The organism is Streptomyces sp. NPDC088157 (genome assembly GCF_044741545.1).
Lineage (GTDB): Bacteria > Actinomycetota > Actinomycetes > Streptomycetales > Streptomycetaceae > Streptomyces.
Map to the genome: position 1 here is coordinate 1,177,671 of NZ_JBIUSU010000001.1, position 23,513 is coordinate 1,201,183.

The following is a 23,513-nucleotide window of genomic DNA, read 5'->3' on the forward strand; positions in this document are numbered from 1 at the left end:
GGGTGACCCGCGGCGCGTATGCCACCCTCCCCGCGACCCCCCGGAGGGCGTCGGCTAGGGTTTGGTCCGCATAAACATCCAAACCCCTGCCCGACGCAGGGCGGCGACCGACCAGCGAGAAGTCAGGCCGCAGCCAACCGCGCGGGCGAGACTCTCGGGAAGGCGCTACGTGAGTCCCAACGGCTCCGACCGCTCGCCGCGGCGCCCGATGCGGCGGAAGCTGCTGCAGGCAATGACCGCGGGCCTGGTCCTGGCGACCGCCACCGGTTGCACATACAAGGACTTCCCCCGCCTTGGTATGCCCACCCCGGTCACAGAAGAGGCTCCGCGGATCCTCTCCCTGTGGCAGGGCTCGTGGGCAGCCGCGCTGGCCACCGGCGTGCTGGTGTGGGGCCTGATCCTGTGGAGTGCTTTCTTCCACCGGCGCAGCCGCACAAAGGTCGAAGTTCCTCCGCAGACCCGGTACAACATGCCGATCGAGGCGCTGTACACGGTCGTGCCGATCATCATCGTCTCGGTCCTCTTCTACTTCACGGCCCGTGACGAGTCGAAGCTGCTGAGCCTGGAGAAGAAGCCCGACGTCACGGTGAACGTAGTCGGCTTCCAGTGGAGCTGGTGCTTCAACTACATCGAGAGCGTCGACGGTTCCGACGGGAACGCGAAGACCGACAAGAACCTGGCAGCGATCCCGGACCGGTTCAAGACGGACTTCCCCGACAACGCCGGCGGCGTCTACACCTGCGGCACTCCCGGTGAGCGGAACCCGCAGACCAACAACCCCGGCCCGACCCTCTGGCTCCCCGAGGGCAAGACGGTCCGCTTCGTCCTCACCTCGCGTGACGTCATCCACTCCTTCTGGGTGGTGCCGTTCCTGATGAAGCAGGACGTCATCCCGGGCCACACCAACTCCTTCCAGGTGACCCCCAACAAGGAGGGCACCTTCCTGGGCAAGTGCGCCGAGCTCTGCGGCGTCGACCACTCCCGGATGCTCTTCAACGTGAAGGTCGTCTCCCAGGAGCGCTACGAGCAGCACCTCAAGGACCTCGTGAAGAAGGGGCAGACCGGTTACGTTCCCGCGGGCATCGAGCAGACGAGCCACGAGAAGAACCGGGAGACGAACAACCTGTGAGCATCCTCAACGAACCCCAGGGTGCCGCGGCAGCTGAAGGCTCCTACGAGAATGAGCTGCCGGTCCGGCGCAAGCAGCCCGGCAATGCCGTGGTGAAGTGGCTGACGACCACCGACCACAAGACCATCGGTACGTTGTACCTGGTCACGTCGTTCGCGTTCTTCTGCATCGGCGGCGTCATGGCCCTCCTCATGCGCGCCGAGCTCGCCCGGCCGGGCCTGCAGATCATGTCGAACGAGCAGTTCAACCAGGCGTTCACGATGCACGGCACGATCATGCTGCTGATGTTCGCGACGCCGCTGTTCGCCGGCTTCACCAACTGGATCATGCCGCTCCAGATCGGTGCCCCGGACGTCGCGTTCCCGCGGCTGAACATGTTCGCCTACTGGCTGTACCTGTTCGGCTCGCTGATCGCGGTGGCCGGCTTCCTCACCCCGCAGGGTGCGGCCGACTTCGGCTGGTTCGCCTACGCCCCGCTGTCGGACGCGGTCCGCAGCCCGGGCATCGGCGCCGACATGTGGATCATGGGCCTGGCCTTCTCCGGCTTCGGTACGATCCTCGGCTCGGTCAACTTCATCACCACGATCATCTGCATGCGCGCGCCCGGCATGACGATGTTCCGCATGCCGATCTTCACCTGGAACGTCCTGCTGACCGGTGTCCTGGTCCTGCTGGCCTTCCCGGTCCTGGCGGCCGCGCTGTTCGCCCTGGAGGCGGACCGCAAGTTCGGTGCCCATGTCTTCGACGCGGCCAACGGCGGCGCGTTGCTGTGGCAACACCTCTTCTGGTTCTTCGGCCATCCAGAGGTGTACATCATCGCTTTGCCCTTCTTCGGGATCATTTCCGAAGTGATCCCGGTGTTCTCCCGCAAGCCGATGTTCGGCTACATGGGCCTGATCGCCGCGACCATCTCGATCGCCGGTCTGTCCGTGACGGTGTGGGCGCACCACATGTACGTCACGGGTGGCGTGCTGCTGCCGTTCTTCTCCTTCATGACGTTCCTCATCGCCGTCCCGACCGGCGTGAAGTTCTTCAACTGGATCGGCACGATGTGGAAGGGCTCACTGTCCTTCGAGACACCGATGCTGTGGGCGACGGGCTTCCTCATCACCTTCACCTTCGGTGGTCTGACCGGCGTCATCCTGGCCTCGCCGCCGATGGACTTCCACGTGTCCGACTCGTACTTCGTGGTGGCCCACTTCCACTACGTCGTCTTCGGCACGGTGGTCTTCGCGATGTTCTCCGGCTTCCACTTCTGGTGGCCGAAGTTCACCGGCAAGATGCTCGACGAGCGGCTCGGCAAGATCACCTTCTGGACGCTGTTCGTCGGCTTCCACGGCACCTTCCTGGTCCAGCACTGGCTGGGCGCCGAGGGCATGCCGCGCCGGTACGCGGACTACCTGAACGCCGACGGCTTCACCGCCCTGAACACGATCTCGACGATCAGCTCGTTCGTCCTCGGTCTGTCCGTCCTGCCGTTCTTCTACAACGTGTGGAAGACCGCCAAGTACGGCAAGCCGGTAGGCGTCGACGACCCGTGGGGCTACGGCCGCTCCCTGGAGTGGGCCACCTCCTGCCCGCCGCCGCGCCACAACTTCCTCACCCTGCCGCGGATCCGCAGTGAATCCCCGGCGTTCGACCTGCACCACCCCGAGATCGCCGCGCTCGAGCAGCTGGAGCACGCCGGCCACGGTGCCAGCGCCATCTCGGGCAGCAAGGAGGCCGGCAAGTGAAGATCCAGGGCAAGATGTTCGTCTGGCTGAGCGTCTTCGTCCTCGTCATGGCGATCGTCTATGGCGTGTGGTCGAAGGAGCCGGCCGGTACCACGGCCCTCTTCCTGGCCTTCGGCCTGTGCATCATGATCGGCTTCTACCTGGGCTTCACCGCCCGGCGGGTCGACGCGGGCGCGCAGGACAACAAGGAGGCGGACGTCGCGGACGACGCCGGCGAGCTGGGCTTCTTCAGCCCGCACAGCTGGCAGCCGCTGTCGCTGGGCGTCGGCGGCGCCCTGGCCTTCCTGGGGGTGGCCGTCGGCTGGTGGCTGCTCTACTTCTCCGTCCCGCTGCTGCTCATCGGTCTCTGGGGCTGGGTCTTCGAGTACTACCGCGGTGAGAGCCGCACCCAGTAACACGCGCTGAACGCGGGTCGAGCCCGGACACTCCGTCAGGAGCGTCCGGGCTCACTCTTTTGCCGTAACGACGGTCCGCCGTCCGTGTCACTCAGCGCGCCGCCGTTGACGCCGCTCCCTAGCGTGAAGCCATGAGCCACGAACCCCGCCCTCGCACCGTCGCGGGCTGCACCCTGCTGGTGATCGCCCTGGGCGCGGTCGCAAGCGCCTGCGGCTCGGACGGCAACCCGCTCTCCGCGCGTCCCTACGACGCGACGGACCAGATCTCCTTCAACAACCTCGCCGGCGACGGGAAGAAGACCGACCCGGACAAGCCCCTGGAGGTCACCGCGGAGGACGACGACCGCATCACGGACGTCACCGCCGTGGACGCCACAGGCCGCTATGTGGCGGGCGAACTCGCCGCCGACGGCAGTCGCTGGCACAGCACCGAGCCGCTGGCCGCGAACGCCCACTACACGGTCCGCGTGAGCACCGAGGACGACGACGGCGCCCCCGGCCGCCGGGTCCTCGGCTTCGACACCGGCAAGCCCTCCTCGAAGAAGCGTCTGGCGGTCGAGTTCGGACCCGACGCGGGCGAGTACGGCGTCGGCCAGCCCGTCACCGCGAAGCTGGACCAGCCCATCAAGGACCCCGCCCAGCGGGCCGTCGTCGAACGTGCCCTCAAGGTCGACTCCACGCCCTCCGTGCAGGGCGGCTGGCACTGGGTGGACGACAAGGAACTCCACTACCGCCCCAAGGAGTACTGGCCCGCCCACGCCACCCTCCGGGTGCACAGCAACCTGGACGGCATCAAGATCAGCGACCGGCTGTGGGGCGGTCCCACGAAGGAACTCAAGCTCACGATCGGCGACCGGGTCATCGCCGTCACGGACGCGGCGTCGCACTCCATGACGGTCTTCGAGAACAACGAGGAGATCAACCAGATCCCCGTCACCACCGGAAAGCCCGGCTTCGAGACCCGCAACGGTGTCAAGGTCGTCCTGGGCAAGGAGTACTACGTACGGATGCGCGGCACCAGCGTCGGCATCGCGGAAGGCTCGTCGGAGTCCTACGACCTGCCCGTGTACTACGCCACCCGCGTCACCTGGAGCGGCGAGTACGTCCACGCCGCCCCCTGGTCCGTGGGCTCCCAGGGGTACGCGAACGTCAGCCACGGCTGCACCGGCATGAGCACGTCGAACGCCGAGTGGTTCTTCGACCATGTCCGCCAGGGCGACGTCGTCCAGGTCGTCAACAGCTACGGCAACACGATGGAGACCTTCGGCAACGGCTTCGGCGACTGGAACCTGGACTGGGAGAAGTGGACCAAGGGCAGCTCGCTGACGGGCGGCAAGCAGAAGACGGAGCAGGACACGTCGAGACTGCGTCCGGCGACGGTGTAGTACGGCCGGAGGCGCGGGGAACCCCACGCCCCTCGTCCGCGGCTAGGCGCTCTGCTGAAGGCTCGCGCGGCGCAGCAGGGAAGCCAGCGCGGAGGCGAACTCCACGGGCTCCACGGGCAACGTCACAGCCGCGTCGGCGCGGCTCCAGGTGGCGAGCCAGGCGTCCTGGGGCCGCCCGATGAGAAGAAGCACCGGCGGGCACCGGAACACCTCGTCCTTGAGCTGTCGGCACAGCCCCATGCCGCCCATGGGCACGGCCTCGCCGTCCAGGACGACGACGTCGATGCCGCCCTTGTCCAGCTCCCGCAGTACCGCCTGCTGCGTCGCGCACTCCAGGAACTCCACCACCGGGACGTCCGGCGCGGGCCTGCGCCCGGTCGCGAGGCGTACCTGCTCGCGGGTGTTGGAGTCGTCGCTGTAGACCAGCACCGTGGCGGTCACCTGCATGCTTCCTCCGTGACATCAGCGTCGTACGGACAGAACCGATGCCGCGGATGCTACTCCTTCGCACACGCCGTCAACACCGCTTGGAACACCACTTCGATGGGCCATACGGGCACTACACAGGGTGCGAACACTCCGAACGGCACCCCCCGGAGTGAGGGCGGGATAAGGGACCGACATAATGTCGGTCGTGGCGACAGCAACGACAGTAGATACCGGGCACGCGCACCCGTCGGTCAATCGGCCGAACCTCACCAGCGTCGGAACCATCATCTGGCTGAGCTCCGAGCTGATGTTCTTCGCGGCCCTCTTCGCGATGTACTTCACCCTGCGATCGGTGACGGGTCCTGATCACTGGAAGGAAATGGCCGAGGCCCTGAACTTCCCGTTCTCGGCCACCAACACCACGATCCTGGTGCTCTCCTCCCTCACCTGCCAGCTCGGCGTCTTCGCAGCCGAACGCGGTGACGTGAAGAAGCTCAGAATGTGGTTCATCGTCACCTTCATCATGGGTGCGATCTTCATCGGCGGTCAGATCTTCGAGTACACGGAGCTGGTGAAGAAGGACGGGCTCTCGCTCTCCTCCGACCCGTACGGCTCGGTGTTCTACCTGACCACCGGCTTCCACGGCATGCACGTGACGGGCGGCCTCATCGCCTTCCTGTTCGTCCTCGGACGCACCTACGCGGCCAAGAGGTTCACCCACGAGCAGGCGACCGCGGCCATCGTCGTGTCCTACTACTGGCACTTCGTCGATGTCGTCTGGATCGGCCTCTTCGCCACGATCTACATGATCAAGTAGCCGGGCACGCTCGCTCCCGCACATCCCAAGCATCGACGCAGAAGATCCTGACACCGGGGTAATCCGTGAAAAAGCTCTCCGCACGACGACGCCATCCCCTGGCGGCGCTCGTCGTCCTACTCCTCGCGCTGGCGGCCACTGGGGGGCTGTACGCCGCGTTCGCGCCCGCGAGCGAGGCGCAGGCAGACGACACCGCCCAGTCCCTCACCATCGAAGAGGGCAAGAAGCTCTACGCCGTTGGTTGCGCAAGCTGCCACGGCGCCGGCGGTCAGGGGACCTCCGACGGTCCGAGCCTGGTCGGCGTGGGCGCCGCGGCCGTCGACTTCCAGGTCGGCACCGGGCGCATGCCCGCGGCCACCTCGCAGGGCGCCCAGGTGCCCGCGAAGAAGGTCATCTACACGCAGGCCGAGATCGACCAGCTCGCCGCGTTCATCTCCTCCCTGGGCGCCGGCCCGTCCGTCCCGACCGACGCCGAGTACGGCCCGGAGGGCGCGGACATCGCCAAGGGTGGTGAGCTGTTCCGCACCAACTGCGCGCAGTGCCACAACTTCACCGGCAAGGGCGGCGCCCTGACCAAGGGCAAGTACGCTCCGACCCTCGAGGACGTGGACCCGAAGCACATCTACGAGGCCATGCAGACCGGCCCGCAGAACATGCCCTCCTTCCCCGACACCACCCTGTCGGAGCAGAACAAGAAGGACATCATCGCGTACCTGCACGCGGTCAACAGCGACGAGACCAACAACCCCGGTGGTCTGGAGCTGGGCGGCCTCGGGCCGGTCAGCGAAGGCCTGTTCTCCTGGATCTTCGGTCTCGGTGCCCTGATCGCGGTCGCCGTCTGGGTCGCCGCTCGGACCGCAAAGGCCAAGAAGTCATGAGTAGCCAAGACATTCCAGAAGAGAACCTGCCTGCTGAGCAGTCCGCAGGACACAACGAGCACGGTCACGGTGCGGTGGGCGTGGCGGACGAGCGGAACCCGTTCGCGGACCCCGGTCTGCCGCCGCACGAGCACCGCGTCCAGGACATCGACGAGCGGGCCGCCAAGCGGTCCGAGCGTGCGGTCGCCTTCCTGTTCACGCTGTCGATGCTCGCCACGGTCGGCTTCATCGCCTCGTACGTGGCGATCCCCGCCGACAGGTCGATCTTCGTGTTCCCGATCGGCCACCTCAGCGCGCTGAACTTCGCGCTGGGCCTGACGCTGGGCACGGCGCTGTTCACCATCGGCGCCGGCGCGGTCCACTGGGCCCGCACCCTGATGTCCGACGTGGAGGTCGCCGACGACCGGCACCCGATCGCCGCGGACCCCGAGGTCCGCGCGAAGGTCCACGCGGACTTCAAGGAGGGCGCCAAGGAGTCCGCGCTCGGCCGTCGCAAGCTGATCCGCAACACGATGTTCGGCGCGATGGCCCTGGTGCCGCTGTCCGGTGTCGTGCTGCTGCGCGACCTCGGCCCGCTGCCCGAGGACAAGCTGCGTCACACGCTGTGGGCCAAGGGCAAGCTGCTCGTCAACATGAACACGAACGAGCCGCTGCGTCCGTCGGACGTCGCCGTCGGTTCGCTCACCTTCGCCAAGCCCGAGGGCCTGGAGGAGCACGACGAGGAGTTCCAGAACGAGATCGCCAAGGCGGCCCTGATGATCGTCCGGCTCCAGCCGGACAACATCAAGGACAAGCAGGAACTCGACTGGTCCTACCAGGGCATCGTGGCGTACTCGAAGATCTGCACCCACGTGGGTTGCCCGATCTCGCTGTACGAGCAGCAGACGCACCACGTGCTGTGCCCCTGCCACCAGTCCACCTTCGACCTCTCCGACGGTGCCCGAGTGATCTTCGGTCCCGCCGGTCACGCCCTGCCGCAGCTGCGCATCGGCGTGAACGACGAGGGCTACCTCGAGGCGCTCGGCGACTTCGAGGAGCCCGTCGGTCCTGCATTCTGGGAGCGCGGATGAGCACCACAGAGAACCACGAGAGCAACGCGGCCCGCGAACGCGGGAAGGCGCCGGCCGGCGAGCGGATCGCCGACTGGGCCGACGGCCGGCTGGGGATCTACTCCCTGGCCAAGGCCAACATGCGCAAGATCTTCCCCGACCACTGGTCGTTCATGCTGGGTGAGGTCTGCCTCTACAGCTTCATCATCATCATCCTCACGGGTGTGTACCTGACGCTGTTCTTCCACCCGTCGATGAACGAGGTGGAGTACCACGGCAGCTACGTCCCGCTGCAGGGACAGCTGATGTCGGAGGCGTTCAGCTCGACCCTGCACATCTCCTTCGACGTGCGCGGCGGTCTGCTCATCCGGCAGATCCACCACTGGGCGGCGCTGATCTTCCTCGCCGGCATGTTCGTGCACATGATGCGCGTGTTCTTCACGGGCGCGTTCCGCAAGCCGCGTGAGATCAACTGGCTGTTCGGCTTCCTGCTGTTCGTCCTGGGCATGTTCACCGGATTCACCGGTTACTCGCTCCCGGACGACCTGCTCTCCGGCACCGGTGTCCGCTTCACCCAGGGCGCCATCCTGTCGATGCCGATCGTCGGCACGTACATCTCGATGTTCCTGTTCGGCGGGGAGTTCCCGGGCCACGACTTCGTGGCGCGGTTCTACTCGATCCACATCCTGCTGCTGCCGGGCATCATGCTCGGCCTGGTGGTCGGCCACCTGATCCTGGTCTTCTACCACAAGCACACGCAGTTCGCGGGCCCCGGAAAGAGCAACAAGAACGTCGTCGGCATGCCGCTGCTGCCGGTGTACATGGCCAAGGCCGGAGGCTTCTTCTTCCTGGTCTTCGGTGTGATCGCGGTCATCGCGGCCATCGCGCAGATCAACCCGATCTGGGCCATGGGCCCCTACCGGCCGGACCAGGTGTCCACCGGCGCCCAGCCCGACTGGTACATGGGCTTCGCCGAGGGTCTGATCCGCTTCATGCCGGGCTGGGAGATCAACCTCTGGGGTCACACGCTCGTGCTGGGCGTGTTCATCCCGCTGGTGCTCTTCGGTGTCGTCCTCGCGGCGCTGGCGCTGTACCCGTTCATCGAGTCCTGGGTCACCGGCGACAAGCGCGAGCACCACATCCTGGACCGTCCGCGCAACGCGCCCACCCGTACGGCCCTGGGCGTCGCCTGGGTCACGATGTACATGATCACGCTGGTGGGCGGCGGCAACGACCTGTGGGCCACGCACTTCCACCTGTCGATCAACTCGATCACCTGGTTCGTCCGGATCTTCTTCTTCGTCGGACCGGTCATCGCGTACATCGTCACCAAGCGGATCTGCCTCGGCCTCCAGCGCCGGGACCGGGACAAGGTGCTGCACGGTCGCGAGACCGGCACCATCAAGCGCCTGCCGCACGGTGAGTTCATCGAGATCCACGAGCCGCTCAGCCAGGAGCAGCTGCACACCCTCACGGCGCACGAGCAGTACGAGCCGGCCGCGATCGGCGCAGCCGTCGACGAGAACGGTGTCGAGCGCAAGGTGAAGGGCAAGGAGAAGCTTCGCGCCAAGATCAGCGAGGCCTACTTCGGTGAGGACCAGCAGATTCCGAAGCCCTCTGTGGAGGAGTACAAGGAGATCACGAGCGGCCACGGCCATCACTGATCGCTGAGGCGTCGCCACGCCACAGGCAAAGGGCCCCGTCCGGTCTGCGGACGGGGCCCTTTGCCGTGCCCACGGGCTGGATAGGGTGGGGTTCACCTTGTTCCACGACACACGTCACACGACACACGACGACACACGCAGGAGCGGCTATGAGCGCTGTGACCCCCGCTGGAGGCGACACCGCGGCGGGCCGTTCCTGGCCCGAGGTGCTGAACGGTCTGCTGTACGGCCGCGACCAGGACGCGGACGCCACGTTCTGGGCGCTGGACCGGATCATGCGCGGCGAGGCGACCGACGCGCAGATCGCCGGGTTCGTGGTGGCGCTGCGGGCCAAGGGCGAGACCGTCGCGGAGATCAACGGGCTCGTCCGGGCGATGTACGAGCACGCCAACCTGATCGAGGTGCCGGGGCCGACCGTCGACATCGTCGGCACGGGCGGCGACGGAGCCAGGACGGTCAACATCTCCACCATGTCGGCGATCGTCGTGGCCGGCGCGGGTGCCACGGTCGTCAAGCACGGCAACCGGGCCGCGTCCTCCGCGTCCGGCGCCTCGGACGTCCTGGAGAAGCTCGGCGTCAATCTGGAGCTGACCCCGAAGCGGGTGGCCGAGGTGGCGCACGAGGCCGGGATCACCTTCTGCTTCGCGATCAAGTTCCATCCGGCGCTGCGTCATGTGGGCGCCGCGCGCGGCCAGTTGGGCATCCGCACGGTGTTCAACGTGCTCGGCCCGCTGACCAACCCCGCCCGGGTGCGGGCTCAGGCGGTCGGGGTCGCGGACCCGCGCATGGCGCCGGTCGTCGCAGGCGTCTTCGCGGAGCGCGGCAACTCGTCCCTGGTCTTCCGGGGCGACGACGGCCTCGACGAGCTGACCACGACGGCCACGTCCCATGTGTGGGTCGTCCGCGACGGCAAGGTCACCGAGGAGACCTTCGACCCGCGTGACGTCGGCCTGGAGCTGGTGCCGGTCGAGGCCCTGCGGGGCGGGGACCCGTCGTACAACGCGGAGGTCGCCCGCCGTCTCCTGGAGGGCGAGACGGGCCCGGTGCGGGACGCCGTGCTGCTGAACTCGGCGGCGGCGCTCGTGGCGCTGGAACCGGGCACCGGGACGCTGGCGGAGCAGCTCCGGGCCGGGATGGGCAGGGCTACGGAGTCGATCGACTCGGGCGCGGCCAAGCGGGCCCTGGAGCGCTGGGTGGCCGCCAGCAACGCGTAACGCCCCTCGGTGGCCGTCCCGCGATCCGGACACGGGTTGCGGGACGGTGATCACTTCACGTACGTTCCTGTATCAGGTCATGAGTGACAGTCATGAGGCCCCGGCCGACTGTCCGGCAACCCTCCGTCCGTGGCGGGGTGCCCCGGGTGAAGACCAGGTCGTAGGCAGCGAGGTCTACGGCAAGCGCGGACCCCTCGCACTCTTTCGAGTGAGCACCGCCAGGGGTCCTGGTCGTTCGAGGGAGCCTTCCGTGAGCAAGCGAATGCGATAGGGCGTAGAGCCCCGCCTCCGTACACCCCTTTCACCTTCCTCCGTGCTCGAGCCATGCCCGCTCGCACGGCGGTTCCGCCTTGCCTCTCACGGGAGTTCGCCATGTCTGTCTCCACCGCTGCCGCCACCCGTACCGTTTGTGCGCAGTTGCCCGTTCTCGGCCGGGATGTCACCGTCCCGCTCGTGACGGGTGGCGAGGTCACCTACGCGGCGCTCGACTACGCGGCCAGCGCCCCCGCCCTCCAGCGCGTCTGGGACGACGTGGCGGCCTACGCCCCGTACTACGGCAGCGTCCACCGCGGCGCGGGCTACCTCTCCCAGCTCTCCACGGACCTCTTCGAGAACGCCCGCCGCACCGTCACCGAGTTCCTCGACTGCCGCCCCGACGACCAGCTGATCTTCACCCGGTCGACGACGGACTCCCTCAACCTGCTGGCGCGGGCCCTCCCCGCCGACTGCCAGGTCTTCGTCTTCGAGACCGAGCACCACGCCTCGCTGCTGCCCTGGAAGAACGCCCGGGTCACCTACCTCGACGCCCCGCGCACCCCGCGCCAGGCCGTCGAGACGCTCGAGCGGGCCCTCGCCGACCGCGACCCCCACGGCCCGGCCCTGGTCTGCGTCACCGGCGCCTCGAACGTCACCGGCGAGCTGTGGCCGGTTCGCGAGCTGGCGGCGGCCGCGCACGCGCACGGCGCCCGTATCGTCCTGGACGCGGCCCAGCTGGCCCCGCACCACCCGGTCTCCGTCCGTGACCTGGACGTCGACTGGATCGCCTTCTCCGGCCACAAGCTGTACGCGCCCTTCGGCGCCGGCGTCCTGGCCGGCCGCGCCGACTGGCTGGTCGCGGCCGACCCGTACCTCGCGGGCGGCGGCGCCAGCCGCAAGGTCACGCGGCGCGAGGACGGGGGAGTGGACGTGGAGTGGCACGAGAGCGCCGCCCGCCACGAGGCCGGGTCCCCGAACGTGATCGGCGCCTACTCCATCGCCTCGGCCTGCAAGGCCCTCACCGAGGCCGGCTTCGACAGCCTGGTCGCGCGGGAGGAGTACCTGATCGCGAAGGTGCGGGACGGCCTGGCCGAGGTCCCGCAGGTGAAGGTGCTGTCCCTGTTCGGCGACGACGCCCCGCGGGTCGGCGTGATCTCCTTCGTCGTCGAGGGCTGGAACAGCTCCCACTTCGCCGCTGCCCTGTCGGCCGAGTACGGCATCGGTGTCCGCGACGGCCTCTTCTGCGCCCACCCCCTGGTCCGCACCCTGCTGGGCGGCGACCCCCAGACCCAGGGCGAGTGCGGCGCCCCCGAGGCGGCGCCCGGCGAGAAGTCCCTCAACGCGATCCGGGTGAGCTTCGGCGCGGGAACCCCGGACGAGCACGTGGAGCGCTTCGTGAACGCGGTGCGGGAGCTGGTGAGCGAGGGTGCTCGGTGGCAGTACCGGACGGAGGACGGCCGCTGCGTGCCCGCCGTGTGAGCGACGGGCCGCCGGAGGCGGTGCTCAGCCGGTCAGGAGTCCAGCCCGATCGCGAACGCCGCCTCCAGGTCGTGCTGCGAGTAGGTACGGAACGCCACGTGGGTGTCGGTCCCCTCGACCCCCGGGATCTTGCTGATGCTGCCCGGGATGACCTCCGCCAGGTCCTCGTGCTCCTTCACCCGCACCATGGCGATCAGGTCGTACGTCCCGGTGACCGAGAAGACCTCGCTCACGGAGTCCAGCGAAGCGATCCGCTCCGCGATCTCGGGGATCCGGTCCACGCTGGTCTTGATGAGGACGATCGCGGTGATCACGGCTGGTTCTCTCCCTCGGGGGCCGGAGCTGGGGCGGCCTTCACTCTACGCGCCCGCCCGTCCCCCACCGGCGCCCTTTCGAGGCCCTCCTTCGGGCCCTTCCCGTGGCCGAAACGGGCCCACGCGTACACGAGCCCCAGGCCGAAACCCACCAGGTGCGCCAGATACGCCACCCCCGGCCCCTGGGCGGCCCGGCCCGCCGCCACCCACTGAAGGGCCGCCCAGAAGGGCAGCACGACCCACGCCGGGAAGCGCAGCGGCAGAAAGAACAGGAAGGGCAGGAGACTGGTCACCCGCGCTCGGGGGAACAGGTACAGAAAAGCGCCGAGGACCGCGGAGATCGCCCCGGAGGCGCCGACCAGGGACTGCGACGACTCGGCGTTGGCGGCGGCGTAGCCCAGCAGGGCCAGGTAGCCGCAGCCGATGTAGAAGAGCGTGAACTCGACGCGGCCCATCCGGTCCTCGGTCATCGTCCCGAAGACGTAGAGGAAGAGCATGTTGCCCAGCAGGTGCACCCAGCTGCCGTGCACGAAGAGGGCCGTGGCCGGGGTCAGCACGGCCCGTGGCGCGCCTTCGAAGAGCTCGCCGGGCACCACGCCCCAGCGCCGGAAGTAGGCGCGCTGCGCGGCCAGCAGTTCGTCTCCGGCGCCGTACACCGCCGCGTTGAAGCCCGAGGCGGGGCCGATCAGGAAGATCAGGCAGCACAGGGCGATCAGTGCGTAGGTCACCGGTGCCGAGGTGTTCCGGACCGTCCTGGCGACCGTCCCGTTCCAGTTGCCGATCATGAGTACAGAGCATGACGTAACAGGACGCACCACCCCGGACCGCCTCGCCGCCGTGGACGGATGGGCGGCGAGTACCCGCCAGGCCGTAGGGTTACGAGCCACACACGCGGGGGAGCCTCCGGCCCGACCCCGGCGACAGCGAGCACGACACTAGAAGGAAGCGGAAAGTCACGATGACGGTTCCCCTGCCGACCGCCACGACGCGGTGGCGCTGCACGCTCTGCGGCAACCTCACGCGGTTCGACGTGACGCGCTCGTCGAAGGTCGTCGAGTACGTGCACCTCGACCTCGCGGGTGAGCCGAAGGTCGAGGAGCGCGAGGTGGTCGCCGAGACCGTCGAGTCGGTGCGGTGCCGCTGGTGCAACGCGGTGGACCAGGTGGAACTCGTGGATCGGCCGGGCGCCGGTTCCTGACGATGGGGGTCCCCCCGCTCGAGCGCAGTCGAGAGTGGGGAGGCCCCGCACAGTATTGGGGTGTGACGGATGGTGGAGAGCGCAGGCGGGGGGCCGGGCGACGGCGCCGCCGAGATGCTCGACCGTCCGCTGCCGGACGGCGTGCGGCGCAGGGTCGTACAGATCGTCTCCGACGGCTTCGGCGGGCTGACCGTCGGCGAGCTGCCCGTCCAGTTGCGCCAGTACGCCCGGTTCGCACCGAACCGGCGGGCGAAGTTCGCGGGCAACGCCATGGCGGCCGCGCTGGAGACCGATCCGCTGTTCAGACAGCGCATCGCCGAGAAGTTCAGAGAGGCCCAGCCGGAACTGGCCGGCGCTCTGGACTCCGGCTCGCCGACCCCGGCCGCGGACCCGCACGAGGTGGCGGCCGCGGCCTACGTGCTGCGGCCCGTCGGCTGGGTGAAGCTGGTCACCGCGGCCGGCGAGGAGGCCCAGCGGGCGGACGCCGAGCGCGCCGGCGAGGAGAGCCGGGCCGAACTGGAGCGGTTGCGCGAGGAGCTCGACCGGGCCCGTGAGCAGACCCGGGCGGACACCGCGTGGCTGCGCACCGAACTGGACGCGGCGAAGAAGGAGGCCGAGTCGCTGCACCGCAAGCTGCGTTCGGCCCTCAGTGACGTCAAGCGGGGCGAGGCCGCGCTGCGCAAGGTGCGGGCCGAGCTGGAGTCCGTGCGTGCCGAGGGGCAGACCCAGGTGTCCGCCGCGGAGAGCGAGTCCCGGCGGCTGAAGGGGCGGCTCGGCGAGGTGGAGGCGGCGCTGGAGGCCACCCGGCGGGCGGCGCGCGAGGGCCGCAGCGTCGAGGACATGCGGGTGCGGCTGCTGCTGGACACGGTGCTCGACGCGGCCCAAGGGCTGCGCCGGGAACTGGCGTTGCCGCCGGTGTCGGTGCGTCCCGCGGAGACCGTCGACGCGGTCGAACCGGGGCGGATGACCCCGAAGGACATCGCCACGCGCGCCCTGTCGGAGAACGATCCGGCCATTCTCGACCAACTGCTCGCGCTGCCCCAGGCCCATCTCGTGGTGGACGGCTACAACGTCACCAAGACCGGCTATCCGCAGATGCCGTTGGAGAAGCAGCGGCTCAGGCTGCTCGGGCAGCTCTCGCAACTCGCCGCGCAGACCGGCGCGGAGGTCACCTGTGTCTTCGACGGGGCCGAACTGGCCGCTCCGGTGCTGCTCGCGCCGCCGCGCGGGGTGCGGGTGCTGTTCTCCAAGCCGGGTGTCACGGCCGACGAGGTGATCCGTCAGCTGGTGCGGGCCGAGCCGCCCGGCCGGCCGGTCATCGTCGCCTCGACCGACCGCGAGGTGGCCGACGGGATCGCCAAGGCGGGTGCCCGACCGGTGGCTTCCGCGGTACTTCTGAAGCGACTGTCCTGAACGTCGAAGTTCCACGTTTAATGACCGAATTGGCGGGATCGTCACGCAACGTAGCGTCAATCGAGCATGACTGCACGTGAGTTGTGTGAAAAAACTGCGTTGCGTGAGGGGTTTTTTTCTCCTGAGGATTTGAACTGATCACGGCGAGGTCACTAAGGTCAGGGCTCGAATCTCCAAACGGGTGATCACTCAGAAGAAGGAGCCCGTCTTCGTGGCGTCCCACCGTCGACCGAAGCAGCCCAGTCGCGCGCGCGTGACCGTGCTGACCACCGCAGCCGCCGCTGCCGTCGTACTGAGCTCGCAGGCCGCGAACGCGGCCCCCAGCGAGAAGCTCACGAAGGACGAGGTCAAGACCAAGGTCGACAAGCTCTACGAAGAGGCGGAGCAGGCCACCGAGAAGTACACGGGGGCCAAGGAGAAGCAGGAGAAGCTCCAGAAGGAGATCTCCACCATCCAGGACAACGTGGCCCGGGGGCAGGCGGACCTCAACGAGCTGCGCGACTCCATGGGCCTGGCGGCCGCCGCCCAGTACCGCACCGGGTCCATAGACTCCTCCCTGCAGCTCCTTCTCTCCTCGAACCCGGACGACTTCCTGGACAAGGCGTCCGCCGCCGACCAGTTGAGCGCCCAGCAGGTCGAGGCGCTCAAGAAGATCCAGGAGAAGCAGCGCGAGCTCGCACAGGAGCGCGCCGAGGCATCCGGCAAGCTCAAGGACCTCGCCACCACCCGTACCGAACTGGGCAAGAAGAAGAAGGAAGTCCAGGCCAAGCTCGCCGAGGCGCGCCAGCTCCTCAACACGCTGACGGCCAAGGAGCGGGCCGCCCTCTCGGCCGCCGACGCCCGCGCCAGCCGGGACTCCGGTGAGCGTGTCGACCTCGGCGACGCCCCCACCGGCTCCGGCCGCGCCATGGCCGCCTTCCAGGCCGCGCAGAGCCAGCTGGGCAAGCCCTACCAGTACGGCGCCACCGGCACCGCCACGTACGACTGCTCGGGTCTGACCTCCTGGGCCTACGCGCAGGCCGGTGTCGGCATCTCGCGGACCTCCGAGGCGCAGGCCAACGACGGGACCCGCATCTACTCCCAGAGTGGCCTCAAGGTCGGCGACCTGGTGTTCTTCTTCAACGACCTGCACCACGTCGGCCTCTACGCGGGCAACGGTCAGATCATCCACGCCCCGCGCACCGGCACCGTCGTCCGCTACGAGTCGATGAGCACGATCGGCGGCCCGTTCATGTTCGGCGTCCGGATCTGATCAGTCTCGAGATCGGGACACCACGCCGCCCGAACGGGCGAATCACGACCACGAGAAGTGACCCCACGCCCCGCCGGTGACCTGCGTCAGCGGCGGGGCGTCACTCTGTGTCGCCGCCGAGGTCTTTGGCCCACCCCCCACAGCGGGGCTACTGTCTGCCGCGTTTCCCCGTCCGCCAGTGGAAGGAGCGCGGCTTCCCGTGGGGTCCCATCGCCGCCTTGCACAGTCCGGGTTCGACCGGGGCGCCTGCAGCGCCCTGAGCGTGCTGTCCGTCGCGGCCGCCGCACTCGGCGCCGTGTCCGCCGTACCGGCCACGGCCGCTCCGCACGACGACACCCGCGCCGAGGTGGACCGTCTCTACGAGGAGGCCGAGAAGGCCACCGAGGCCTACAACACGGCCGACGAGCGCGCCGACACCCTGCGGGGGCAGGTCGGTGCCGCCCAGGACCACATCGCCCGGCAGCAGGAGCGCATCAACGGTCTGCGGGAGCGGCTCGGTTCGCTGGCCGGCGCCCAGTACCGCTCGGGCGGCCTCGACCCGTCCCTGGCGCTGCTGTTCTCCGACGACCCGGAGGACTACCTCGCCAAGGCGTCCGTCCTCGACCGGATCACCGCGCATCAGGCGGGCGAGCTGAGGGAACTCCAGGGCGCCATGCGTGAACTCACCCAGGAGCGGGCCGAGGCCGCGGCCAAGCTCGCCGAGCTGGAGAAGAGCCGCAAGGCCGTGGTGAGCCACAAGCGGACCGTGGAGCAGAAGCTCGCCAAGGCGCGGCAGCTGCTCAACGCCCTGCCGTCCGCCGAACGCGCCGCGTTCGACCGGGCCTCCCGCTCCGGCCGCGACGACATGCCCGACCTCTCGGGCGCCGTCCCGGCCTCCGGCCGTGCGGGCGCCGCCGTCGCAGCCGTGCGCTCCGCGCTCGGCAAGCCGTACGTCTGGGGGGCCAACGGGCCCACCGGCTTCGACTGTTCGGGCCTGATGCAGTGGTCGTACGCACAGGCCGGGGTCTCGCTGCCGCGCACCTCGCAGGCCCAGGCGCACGCCGGCCGGCGGGTCCCGCTCTCCCAGGCGCAGCCCGGCGACATCGTCACCTACCGCTCCGACGCCAGCCATGTCGGCATGTACGTCGGCAACGGGCAGGTCGTCCACGCCCCTTACCCGGGCGCGCCGGTGCGCTACGACCCGGTCGGGATGATGCCGGTGTCGTCGGTCACCAGGCCCTGACCGGAGCCGGTGCGGGGCCGCCGCCGTACGATCGGGACGATGGCTGGTCGAGGGCGGGCGCGCGGACCCGGGGTCCTGGGGCCCTGTCTGCTGCGCGTCTCCCTGATCGTGTCCCTGCTCGTCGGGCTGGTCGGCTGCGGCGGGCGCTCCGCCGCGGACCTCGCGAAGGCCGATGTGCAGCGGGTCCTGGACCGGCGGGCCGCCGCGGTCCTCGGCCATGACCCGGGCGCCTACGCGGCCACCGGCGCCGCCGCCGGGTACGCCGCCGTACGGGCCGTTCCGTGGGCCGCCTGGTCGTACCGGGTGACGGCCGTGCGCCGCAGCGGGGACACCGCCACCGCCGACGCCGAACTGAGCTACCGGGTCGAGGGCTACGACGGGGCGCCGGTGACCGCGGCCCGCACCCTGCGCCTGGTCCGGGACGGGTCCGGGCGGTGGTCGGTGACCTCGGACAGGCCCGCGAGGAAGACCGGCGAGCAGCTCTGGGACCAGGGCACCGTGAGCGTCGTGCGGGGCGGGCACAGTCTCGTGCTGGGGGTCGGTCAGTCCGGCGAACGGCTGCGGTCCTTCGCCGAGCTGGCCGACGACGCCGTCCCGGCGGTCTCGGCGGCCTGGGGCACCGACTGGGCGGGGCACGTCGTCGTCCTCGTGCCGAAGTCGCTGGCGGGTATGGCGGGGCTGCTCGGCTCGCCCGCCTCCTCCTACCGGGGGATCGCCGCGGTCACCACGGGGGAGACGGGCGGCGGGGCCAGGGCGCCCGCGGACCGGATCATCGTCAACCCGGACGCGTACGGCATGCTCGGCCGGGTCGGCCGGCAGGTGGTCCTCACCCACGAGACCACCCATGTCGCCACCCGCGCCCACACCGGCGCGGCCACCCCGCTGTGGCTGTCCGAGGGGTACGCCGACTGGGTCGGCTACCGCGACACCGGCCGCACGCCCGCCGAGGCGGCCCCGGAACTCCAGCACGCCGTCGCGGGCGGAACCGTCCCGGAGGCGCTGCCCGACGACGGCGACTTCGGCTTCTCCGGCGAGGCCGACCGGCTGGCCAAGGCGTACGAGGGCGGCTGGCTGGCCTGCCGGATGATCGCCGAGCGGTGGGGCGAGGTGAAGCTCGACGCGTTCTACCGGGCCGTCGGGGCGCACGAGAAGCGGGCGGGGGCGGTGGAGGGCGCGCTGAAGAGCGTGCTGGGCACCTCCCTCGCGGAGTTCACTGGGGACTGGCAGACCTACCTGAGGACTCAGTTCGGCTGAGTCAGCCGCTCGATCGCCTCGTGCAGCCAGGCCCGCTCCGCCTCGCCCGTCGCCCGGGCGACCCGCAGCATGCCCTCTCGGAACAGGTCCTCGGTGTCCTCCGCCCGTACGGGCCTGCCCTCGGCGTAGAAGAAGCTCGTGGGCGTCTCGAGGAAGTCCAGGCGGCGGCGCAGGACGGCCGCCTGTTCCCGGCGGTCGGGCAGGTGCCGCAGGAACGCGAGGACGGTGTTGAAGCGGACGTGGTCCGTGATCTCCGCCTGCCCCGGGTGACGGAGCCGCTCCAGGAGGTCCGCGCGGCCCTCGTCGGTGAGCGAGAGCACCCGGCGGGGGGCCGCGCTCGCGCCTTCCTCCCGGTGCTGGTCGAGCTTGCCCGCGGTGACCAGCCGGGTGATCGCGGGGTAGAGCGCGCCGTCGCTGACCGGCCGGACATGGCCGGTGAGCGCCTTGATCCGCTCCTTCAACTGATAGCCGTGCAAAGGCCCTTCGGCCAGGAATCCGAGGATCGACAGCTCGAGCATGGCCCTCCCTTGCGGACACGACGAAGACATGCTACCTCTTAACGAGCTACCTCGTTTAGAGGTAGCTCGATAAGAGATAGCTCGTTTCGAGGGGGCAAGTCGTGGACAGCCATCGCGAACAGCTCGTGTCGCTCGCCCGCCCCGTCTACTTCTCGCTCCTCGCCTCCGTGGCCGCCGGGATCATCAACACGGTCTGGGTGTCCCGGCTCGGCGGGCCCGCGGTGGCCGCCGTCGCGGTCGCCACCAACGCGGAGAACGTGCTGCTCGGCGTCGCGCTGGTCTTCGCCTCCGGGACGACCGTGCTGGTCGCGCACGCCAGGGGGGCCCGGGATCCGGGGGCCGTGCGCGCGGCCGTGCGGGGCGGCTGGGCATTGTGCGCGGTGGTCACGCCGGTGGTCGCGGCCGGGGGCTTCCTGCTGCGCGAGCCCCTGGCCCGGCTGGTCCTCGGCGGACACGGCGGCCCCGCCGAGCCTCTCGCCGTCGCGTACTTCGCGATCTCGATGCCGGGCATCGCGGTGTTCTTCGCCCAGCAGCTCGTCGACGGCATCCTCAAGGGCGCCGGGGACACCAGGACCCCGATGCGTCTGGCCCTCCTCGCCAACGGCCTGATCCTGGTCTGCGACCCGCTGTTCATCCACCGATACGGCGTCCGGGGCGCCGCCGTCTCCACGGTGCTGTGCCGGTGCGTGGCGCTCGGGGCCGGGCTGCTGGCCCTGCGGCGCGACGCCGTGCTGCGGACGGCCGCCCGGGTGGCGCCCACGCTCTCCACCGGCACCTCCCTGCGGCGCACGCTGACGACCGGACTGCCGATGTCCGCCGACTTCACGCTGCGCCAGGGCGGGGCGCTCGCCCTGGTCGCCGTCGTGGCGCGGCTCGGAGTGACGGCGGTGGCCGCCTATGCGATCGCCTACAAGGTCATGTACGTGGCGACCATGGCCTTCTACGCCGTCCGCCAGGCCGCCTCCATCCACACCGCGCACACCCGCGGCCAGGGCCGGGAGGAGCGCCGGGCGGTCGGACGGCAGGCCGTGCTCGTCTCCGGGACCGTCGGCCTGGTGGCCGCCCTGCTGCTGTGCGCGGCGGCCCCCTGGATCATGGCCGCCTTCGGCGCCGGGCCCGCCGTGGCCCGCCAGGGCGTGCTGTTCCTGCGCTGCGTCGGGCCGTACCTGCTGCTCATGGCCGGGTTCATCGCCCTGGGCGGGGTCTTCGAGGGGAGCGGGGGTGCGCCTGTGCTGCTGCGGGTGACCGTGCTCGGCACGGCCGTCCAGCTGCCGCTGGCGTACGCGCTGTCGGGACTCGGGCTGCCGGGGGTCTGTCTGGCGCTGGCGCTCGCGATGGGCGTCCAGTGCGTGGCGGTGGGAGTGGCGCTGAGGCGGGCCTGGCCCCGGCGTCAGGGAGAGACCGCGGGCTCGTTGACGCGGGCGGCCTGACCGGACAGGGGAGCGCGGTCGGGCCGCGGCACCGTGGAGCGCCACAGCCGTACGGCCGCGGTGAGCGCGGCGGCCACCAGCAGACCGTTGCGCAGGAACAGGAGCGTGACGCCGAGCAGGCCGCTCGTGACGACGTCCGCGAAGAACACCGGGAACTCCAGCACCGTCACGAAGGACGCGGCCAGGACCAGGACGGCGGGCAGCGTCATGCGGCCGGCCCGGAAGCACAGGCAGACCGCCGCGAGGCCGATCAGCCACACGAGGTACTGCGGGCTGATCACCCGGCTGGTGACGGTGAACAGCAGGACCGCCGTGAACGCCGCCTCCGCGAGCGTCTGCGGCGCGAAACGCCTCGCGGCCAGCCGCCACAGCAGCAGCCAGCCGAACGCGACCGCCGTCAGACCCAGGGCCACGTCGCTCACCACGCCGACGTACGGGCCGAGGAACTCCAGCGAGCCGTAGTTGAGCAGCACCTCGCCCCGCCAGCCGAACCGCCGGGCCACATGGAGGGCGAGGGCGCCCAGCGACTCCACCTCGGTGCCCCGGTCGCGCTGAAAGGTGAGGAAGGCGAAGGCGCCGGGCACGGCGAGGGCGAAGACCCCGGCCAGGGCGCCGACGGTCACCGCCGCCGCGGCCCAGGCCCGCCTGCGCACCGCGCCCGCCAGCAGCAGCGCGGGCCACACCTTCAGCAGCACCGCGAAGCCCGTCAGCGCGCCCATCACCCGGGGGTGCCGGGCGCCGGCGACCAGCGCGGCGACCGCGACCGCCGTCACCATCACGTCGTAGCGGGAGTAGACGGTGGGACCGAGCAGGGGCAGACCCGCCACCCACATCCGGGCGCCGCGCAGCGACCGGCCGGGGCGCAGGCCGGTGTTCAGCAGCAGCATGAGGACGGCCAGGTCGGCGAGGAAGGCCAGGACGAAGAAGGCCGACGCGTAGTCGAGGAAGGGCAGCAGCCCGGGGGAGAGGATCGCGAGGGCGGCGGCGGGCGGGTACTGCCAGGTGACGTCGGCGGCGGGGAACGTGCCGGTGCTCAGCACCTCGTACCAGCCCCGGTAGGTGACGGAGACGTCGCTGGTGACGTCGGGGCCGGGGAAGAGCAACACCTTGAAGACGAAGAGCAGCAGCGCGAGCCGGGTCACGCCCCAGGTCGTCAGCAGGCAGGTCAGGGGCCGTCGCACGGCCGTCGTCTCCATGACGCACATGATCTCCCGTCGGCCTGTGAGGCGCGGGCGGGCGCGGCTGTGAACGGCGTTTGGATAAGGTCGGCTGCGATGCACAAGACCCTGATCGTGACGAACGACTTCCCACCCCGCCCGGGCGGCATCCAGGCGTTCCTGCACAACATGGCGCTCCGGCTCGACCCCGACCGGCTCGTCGTCCACGCGTCCACCTGGAAGCGTTCCCGCGAGGGCGTCGAGGCGACGGCCGCCTTCGACGCCGAGCAGCCCTTCACCGTCGTACGGGACTCCACGACGATGCTGCTGCCGACGCCGGGGGCGACCCGCCGGGCCGTCGGGCTGCTTCGGGAGCACGGCTGTACGTCGGTGTGGTTCGGGGCGGCCGCGCCGCTCGGGCTCATGGCGCCGGCGCTGCGCAGGGCGGGCGCCGAGCGGCTGGTGGCCACCACCCACGGGCACGAGGCCGGGTGGGCACAGCTGCCCGCCGCCCGGCAGCTGCTCGCCCGGATCGGCGAGACCACGGACACGATCACCTACCTCGGCGAGTACACCCGTTCGCGCGTCGCGAGCGCGCTGAGCGCCGACGCGGCCGGGCGAATGGTGCAGTTGCCGCCCGGCGTCGACGAGAAGACCTTCCACCCCGGATCGGGCGGCGAGGAGGTCCGGGCGCGGCTCGGGCTGACCGACCGGCCGGTGGTGGTGTGCGTCTCACGGCTCGTGCCGCGCAAGGGCCAGGACACGCTGATCCTCGCCATGCCTCGGATCCTGGCGGCCGAACCGGAGGCGGTCCTGCTGATCGTCGGCGGCGGGCCTTACGAGAAGTACCTGCGCAGGCTCGCCCACGAGCGCGGGGTGGCGCACGCGGTGCGCTTCACCGGGTCGGTGCCCTGGTCGGAGCTGCCCGCCCACTACGGCGCCGGGGACGTCTTCGCGATGCCGTGCCGGACGCGGCGGGGCGGACTCGACGTCGAAGGGCTCGGGATCGTCTACCTGGAGGCCTCGGCGACCGGGCTGCCCGTCGTCGCCGGGGACTCCGGCGGGGCGCCCGACGCGGTGCTCGACGGGGAGACGGGCTGGGTCGTGCGCGGCGGGTCCCCGGCCGACGCGGCCGAGCGCATCGTCGTCCTCCTCGGGGACGCGGAGCTGCGCCGCCGGATGGGCGAGCGGGGGCGCGCCTGGGTGGAGGAGCAGTGGCGGTGGGACCTGCTGGCGGAGAAGTTGAAGACGTTGCTCTAGCTTTTCCCCCCACGCCCTAGGCGGAGGCGGATAATCCGCCGATGCTGCGCACATGACAGCAAAACTGA

22 protein-coding genes and 1 riboswitch are annotated in these 23,513 nt (G+C 70.1%); of the genes, 17 read left to right on the forward strand and 5 right to left on the reverse strand.

Annotated features, from left to right (window positions below; all coding sequences use genetic code 11):
* Nucleotides 1–169: 169 nt before the first annotated feature.
* The 4 genes from coxB (at nucleotide 170) to ACIPFH_RS05025 (ending at nucleotide 4,642) form a co-directional block, all read left to right on the forward strand.
* Nucleotides 170–1,129: a cytochrome c oxidase subunit II gene (gene coxB / locus ACIPFH_RS05010; RefSeq protein ID WP_356250207.1), complete on the forward strand. Its 960-nt coding sequence runs from the start codon at nucleotides 170–172 to the stop codon at nucleotides 1,127–1,129.
* The gene (ctaD, locus tag ACIPFH_RS05015; protein WP_401823138.1) at nucleotides 1,126–2,862 is read left to right on the forward strand and encodes a cytochrome c oxidase subunit I; all 1,737 of its coding nucleotides are present in this window, start codon (nucleotides 1,126–1,128) and stop codon (nucleotides 2,860–2,862) included. Before coxB ends, ctaD begins: the two co-directional genes overlap by 4 nt.
* The gene (locus tag ACIPFH_RS05020; protein WP_356262110.1) at nucleotides 2,859–3,257 is read left to right on the forward strand and encodes a cytochrome c oxidase subunit 4; all 399 of its coding nucleotides are present in this window, start codon (nucleotides 2,859–2,861) and stop codon (nucleotides 3,255–3,257) included. The genes ctaD and ACIPFH_RS05020 overlap by 4 nt, the downstream gene beginning before the upstream one ends.
* Nucleotides 3,258–3,388: 131 nt before the next feature.
* Nucleotides 3,389–4,642 carry an Ig-like domain-containing protein gene (locus ACIPFH_RS05025; protein WP_401823141.1) on the forward strand — a complete coding sequence of 418 codons (1,254 nt, stop codon included), beginning with the start codon at nucleotides 3,389–3,391 and terminating at the stop codon, nucleotides 4,640–4,642.
* A gap of 42 nt (nucleotides 4,643–4,684) precedes the next feature.
* On the opposite strand, the gene ACIPFH_RS05030 is transcribed toward ACIPFH_RS05025, so the two are convergent.
* Nucleotides 4,685–5,089 (reverse strand): hypothetical protein, encoded by a 405-nt coding sequence (locus ACIPFH_RS05030; protein ID WP_401823143.1) that lies wholly within the window; start codon nucleotides 5,087–5,089, stop codon nucleotides 4,685–4,687.
* Between the two features lie 178 nt (nucleotides 5,090–5,267).
* Here ACIPFH_RS05030 and ACIPFH_RS05035 point away from each other — a divergent pair, with 178 nt between their 5' ends.
* The 6 genes from ACIPFH_RS05035 (at nucleotide 5,268) to ACIPFH_RS05060 (ending at nucleotide 12,427) form a co-directional block, all read left to right on the forward strand.
* A complete protein-coding gene (locus ACIPFH_RS05035; protein ID WP_307162882.1) occupies nucleotides 5,268–5,888 on the forward strand; it encodes a heme-copper oxidase subunit III in 621 nt (206 codons plus the stop codon).
* Nucleotides 5,889–5,953: 65 nt separating this feature from the next.
* A complete protein-coding gene (locus ACIPFH_RS05040) occupies nucleotides 5,954–6,766 on the forward strand; it encodes a c-type cytochrome (RefSeq protein WP_401823146.1) in 813 nt (270 codons plus the stop codon).
* A complete protein-coding gene (locus tag ACIPFH_RS05045; RefSeq protein ID WP_356262122.1) occupies nucleotides 6,763–7,836 on the forward strand; it encodes a Rieske 2Fe-2S domain-containing protein in 1,074 nt (357 codons plus the stop codon). The genes ACIPFH_RS05040 and ACIPFH_RS05045 overlap by 4 nt, the downstream gene beginning before the upstream one ends.
* Entirely contained in the window at nucleotides 7,833–9,479 is a 1,647-nt protein-coding gene (locus ACIPFH_RS05050; RefSeq protein WP_401823148.1) for a cytochrome bc complex cytochrome b subunit, read from the forward strand. The genes ACIPFH_RS05045 and ACIPFH_RS05050 overlap by 4 nt, the downstream gene beginning before the upstream one ends.
* A gap of 149 nt (nucleotides 9,480–9,628) precedes the next feature.
* Nucleotides 9,629–10,693 carry an anthranilate phosphoribosyltransferase gene (trpD, locus tag ACIPFH_RS05055; RefSeq protein ID WP_401823151.1) on the forward strand — a complete coding sequence of 355 codons (1,065 nt, stop codon included), beginning with the start codon at nucleotides 9,629–9,631 and terminating at the stop codon, nucleotides 10,691–10,693.
* A gap of 75 nt (nucleotides 10,694–10,768) precedes the next feature.
* A riboswitch (SAM riboswitch) is annotated at nucleotides 10,769–10,885 on the forward strand.
* Nucleotides 10,886–11,065: 180 nt separating this feature from the next.
* On the forward strand, nucleotides 11,066–12,427 hold the full coding sequence (locus ACIPFH_RS05060; protein ID WP_401823153.1) for an aminotransferase class V-fold PLP-dependent enzyme: 1,362 nt from the start codon (nucleotides 11,066–11,068) through the stop codon (nucleotides 12,425–12,427).
* A gap of 32 nt (nucleotides 12,428–12,459) precedes the next feature.
* On the opposite strand, the gene ACIPFH_RS05065 is transcribed toward ACIPFH_RS05060, so the two are convergent.
* Together ACIPFH_RS05065 and ACIPFH_RS05070 are read right to left on the reverse strand one after the other, a co-directional pair.
* A complete protein-coding gene (locus ACIPFH_RS05065; protein WP_020129992.1) occupies nucleotides 12,460–12,741 on the reverse strand; it encodes an Lrp/AsnC family transcriptional regulator in 282 nt (93 codons plus the stop codon).
* On the reverse strand, nucleotides 12,738–13,526 hold the full coding sequence (locus ACIPFH_RS05070) for a rhomboid family intramembrane serine protease (RefSeq protein WP_401823155.1): 789 nt from the start codon (nucleotides 13,524–13,526) through the stop codon (nucleotides 12,738–12,740). Before ACIPFH_RS05070 ends, ACIPFH_RS05065 begins: the two co-directional genes overlap by 4 nt.
* A 173-nt stretch (nucleotides 13,527–13,699) precedes the next feature.
* Here ACIPFH_RS05070 and ACIPFH_RS05075 point away from each other — a divergent pair, with 173 nt between their 5' ends.
* From ACIPFH_RS05075 to ACIPFH_RS05095, 5 genes are all read left to right on the forward strand, one after another.
* Nucleotides 13,700–13,939, forward strand: a complete 240-nt coding sequence (locus tag ACIPFH_RS05075) for a hypothetical protein (RefSeq protein ID WP_359128436.1) — start codon at nucleotides 13,700–13,702, stop codon at nucleotides 13,937–13,939.
* 69 nt (nucleotides 13,940–14,008) lie between these two features.
* Complete coding sequence (locus ACIPFH_RS05080) at nucleotides 14,009–15,352, forward strand: NYN domain-containing protein (RefSeq protein WP_356262137.1); 1,344 nt, start codon at nucleotides 14,009–14,011, stop codon at nucleotides 15,350–15,352.
* 211 nt (nucleotides 15,353–15,563) lie between these two features.
* A complete protein-coding gene (locus ACIPFH_RS05085; RefSeq protein WP_359128470.1) occupies nucleotides 15,564–16,604 on the forward strand; it encodes an NlpC/P60 family protein in 1,041 nt (346 codons plus the stop codon).
* 199 nt (nucleotides 16,605–16,803) lie between these two features.
* Entirely contained in the window at nucleotides 16,804–17,826 is a 1,023-nt protein-coding gene (locus tag ACIPFH_RS05090; protein ID WP_401823157.1) for an NlpC/P60 family protein, read from the forward strand.
* 39 nt (nucleotides 17,827–17,865) lie between these two features.
* The gene (locus tag ACIPFH_RS05095; RefSeq protein ID WP_401823160.1) at nucleotides 17,866–19,080 is read left to right on the forward strand and encodes a hypothetical protein; all 1,215 of its coding nucleotides are present in this window, start codon (nucleotides 17,866–17,868) and stop codon (nucleotides 19,078–19,080) included.
* Here ACIPFH_RS05095 and ACIPFH_RS05100 read toward each other — a convergent pair.
* On the reverse strand, nucleotides 19,068–19,598 hold the full coding sequence (locus ACIPFH_RS05100) for a PadR family transcriptional regulator (protein ID WP_401823162.1): 531 nt from the start codon (nucleotides 19,596–19,598) through the stop codon (nucleotides 19,068–19,070). The two genes, ACIPFH_RS05095 and ACIPFH_RS05100, sit on opposite strands and share 13 nt — an antisense overlap.
* Nucleotides 19,599–19,699: 101 nt before the next feature.
* Here ACIPFH_RS05100 and ACIPFH_RS05105 point away from each other — a divergent pair, with 101 nt between their 5' ends.
* Nucleotides 19,700–21,028, forward strand: a complete 1,329-nt coding sequence (locus tag ACIPFH_RS05105; protein WP_401823164.1) for an MATE family efflux transporter — start codon at nucleotides 19,700–19,702, stop codon at nucleotides 21,026–21,028.
* On the opposite strand, the gene ACIPFH_RS05110 is transcribed toward ACIPFH_RS05105, so the two are convergent.
* A complete protein-coding gene (locus ACIPFH_RS05110; protein ID WP_401823167.1) occupies nucleotides 20,989–22,224 on the reverse strand; it encodes a glycosyltransferase 87 family protein in 1,236 nt (411 codons plus the stop codon). The genes ACIPFH_RS05105 and ACIPFH_RS05110 overlap by 40 nt on opposite strands.
* A gap of 78 nt (nucleotides 22,225–22,302) precedes the next feature.
* Here ACIPFH_RS05110 and ACIPFH_RS05115 point away from each other — a divergent pair, with 78 nt between their 5' ends.
* Entirely contained in the window at nucleotides 22,303–23,445 is a 1,143-nt protein-coding gene (locus tag ACIPFH_RS05115; RefSeq protein ID WP_401823170.1) for a glycosyltransferase family 4 protein, read from the forward strand.
* The last annotated feature ends 68 nt before the right edge of the window (nucleotides 23,446–23,513 follow it).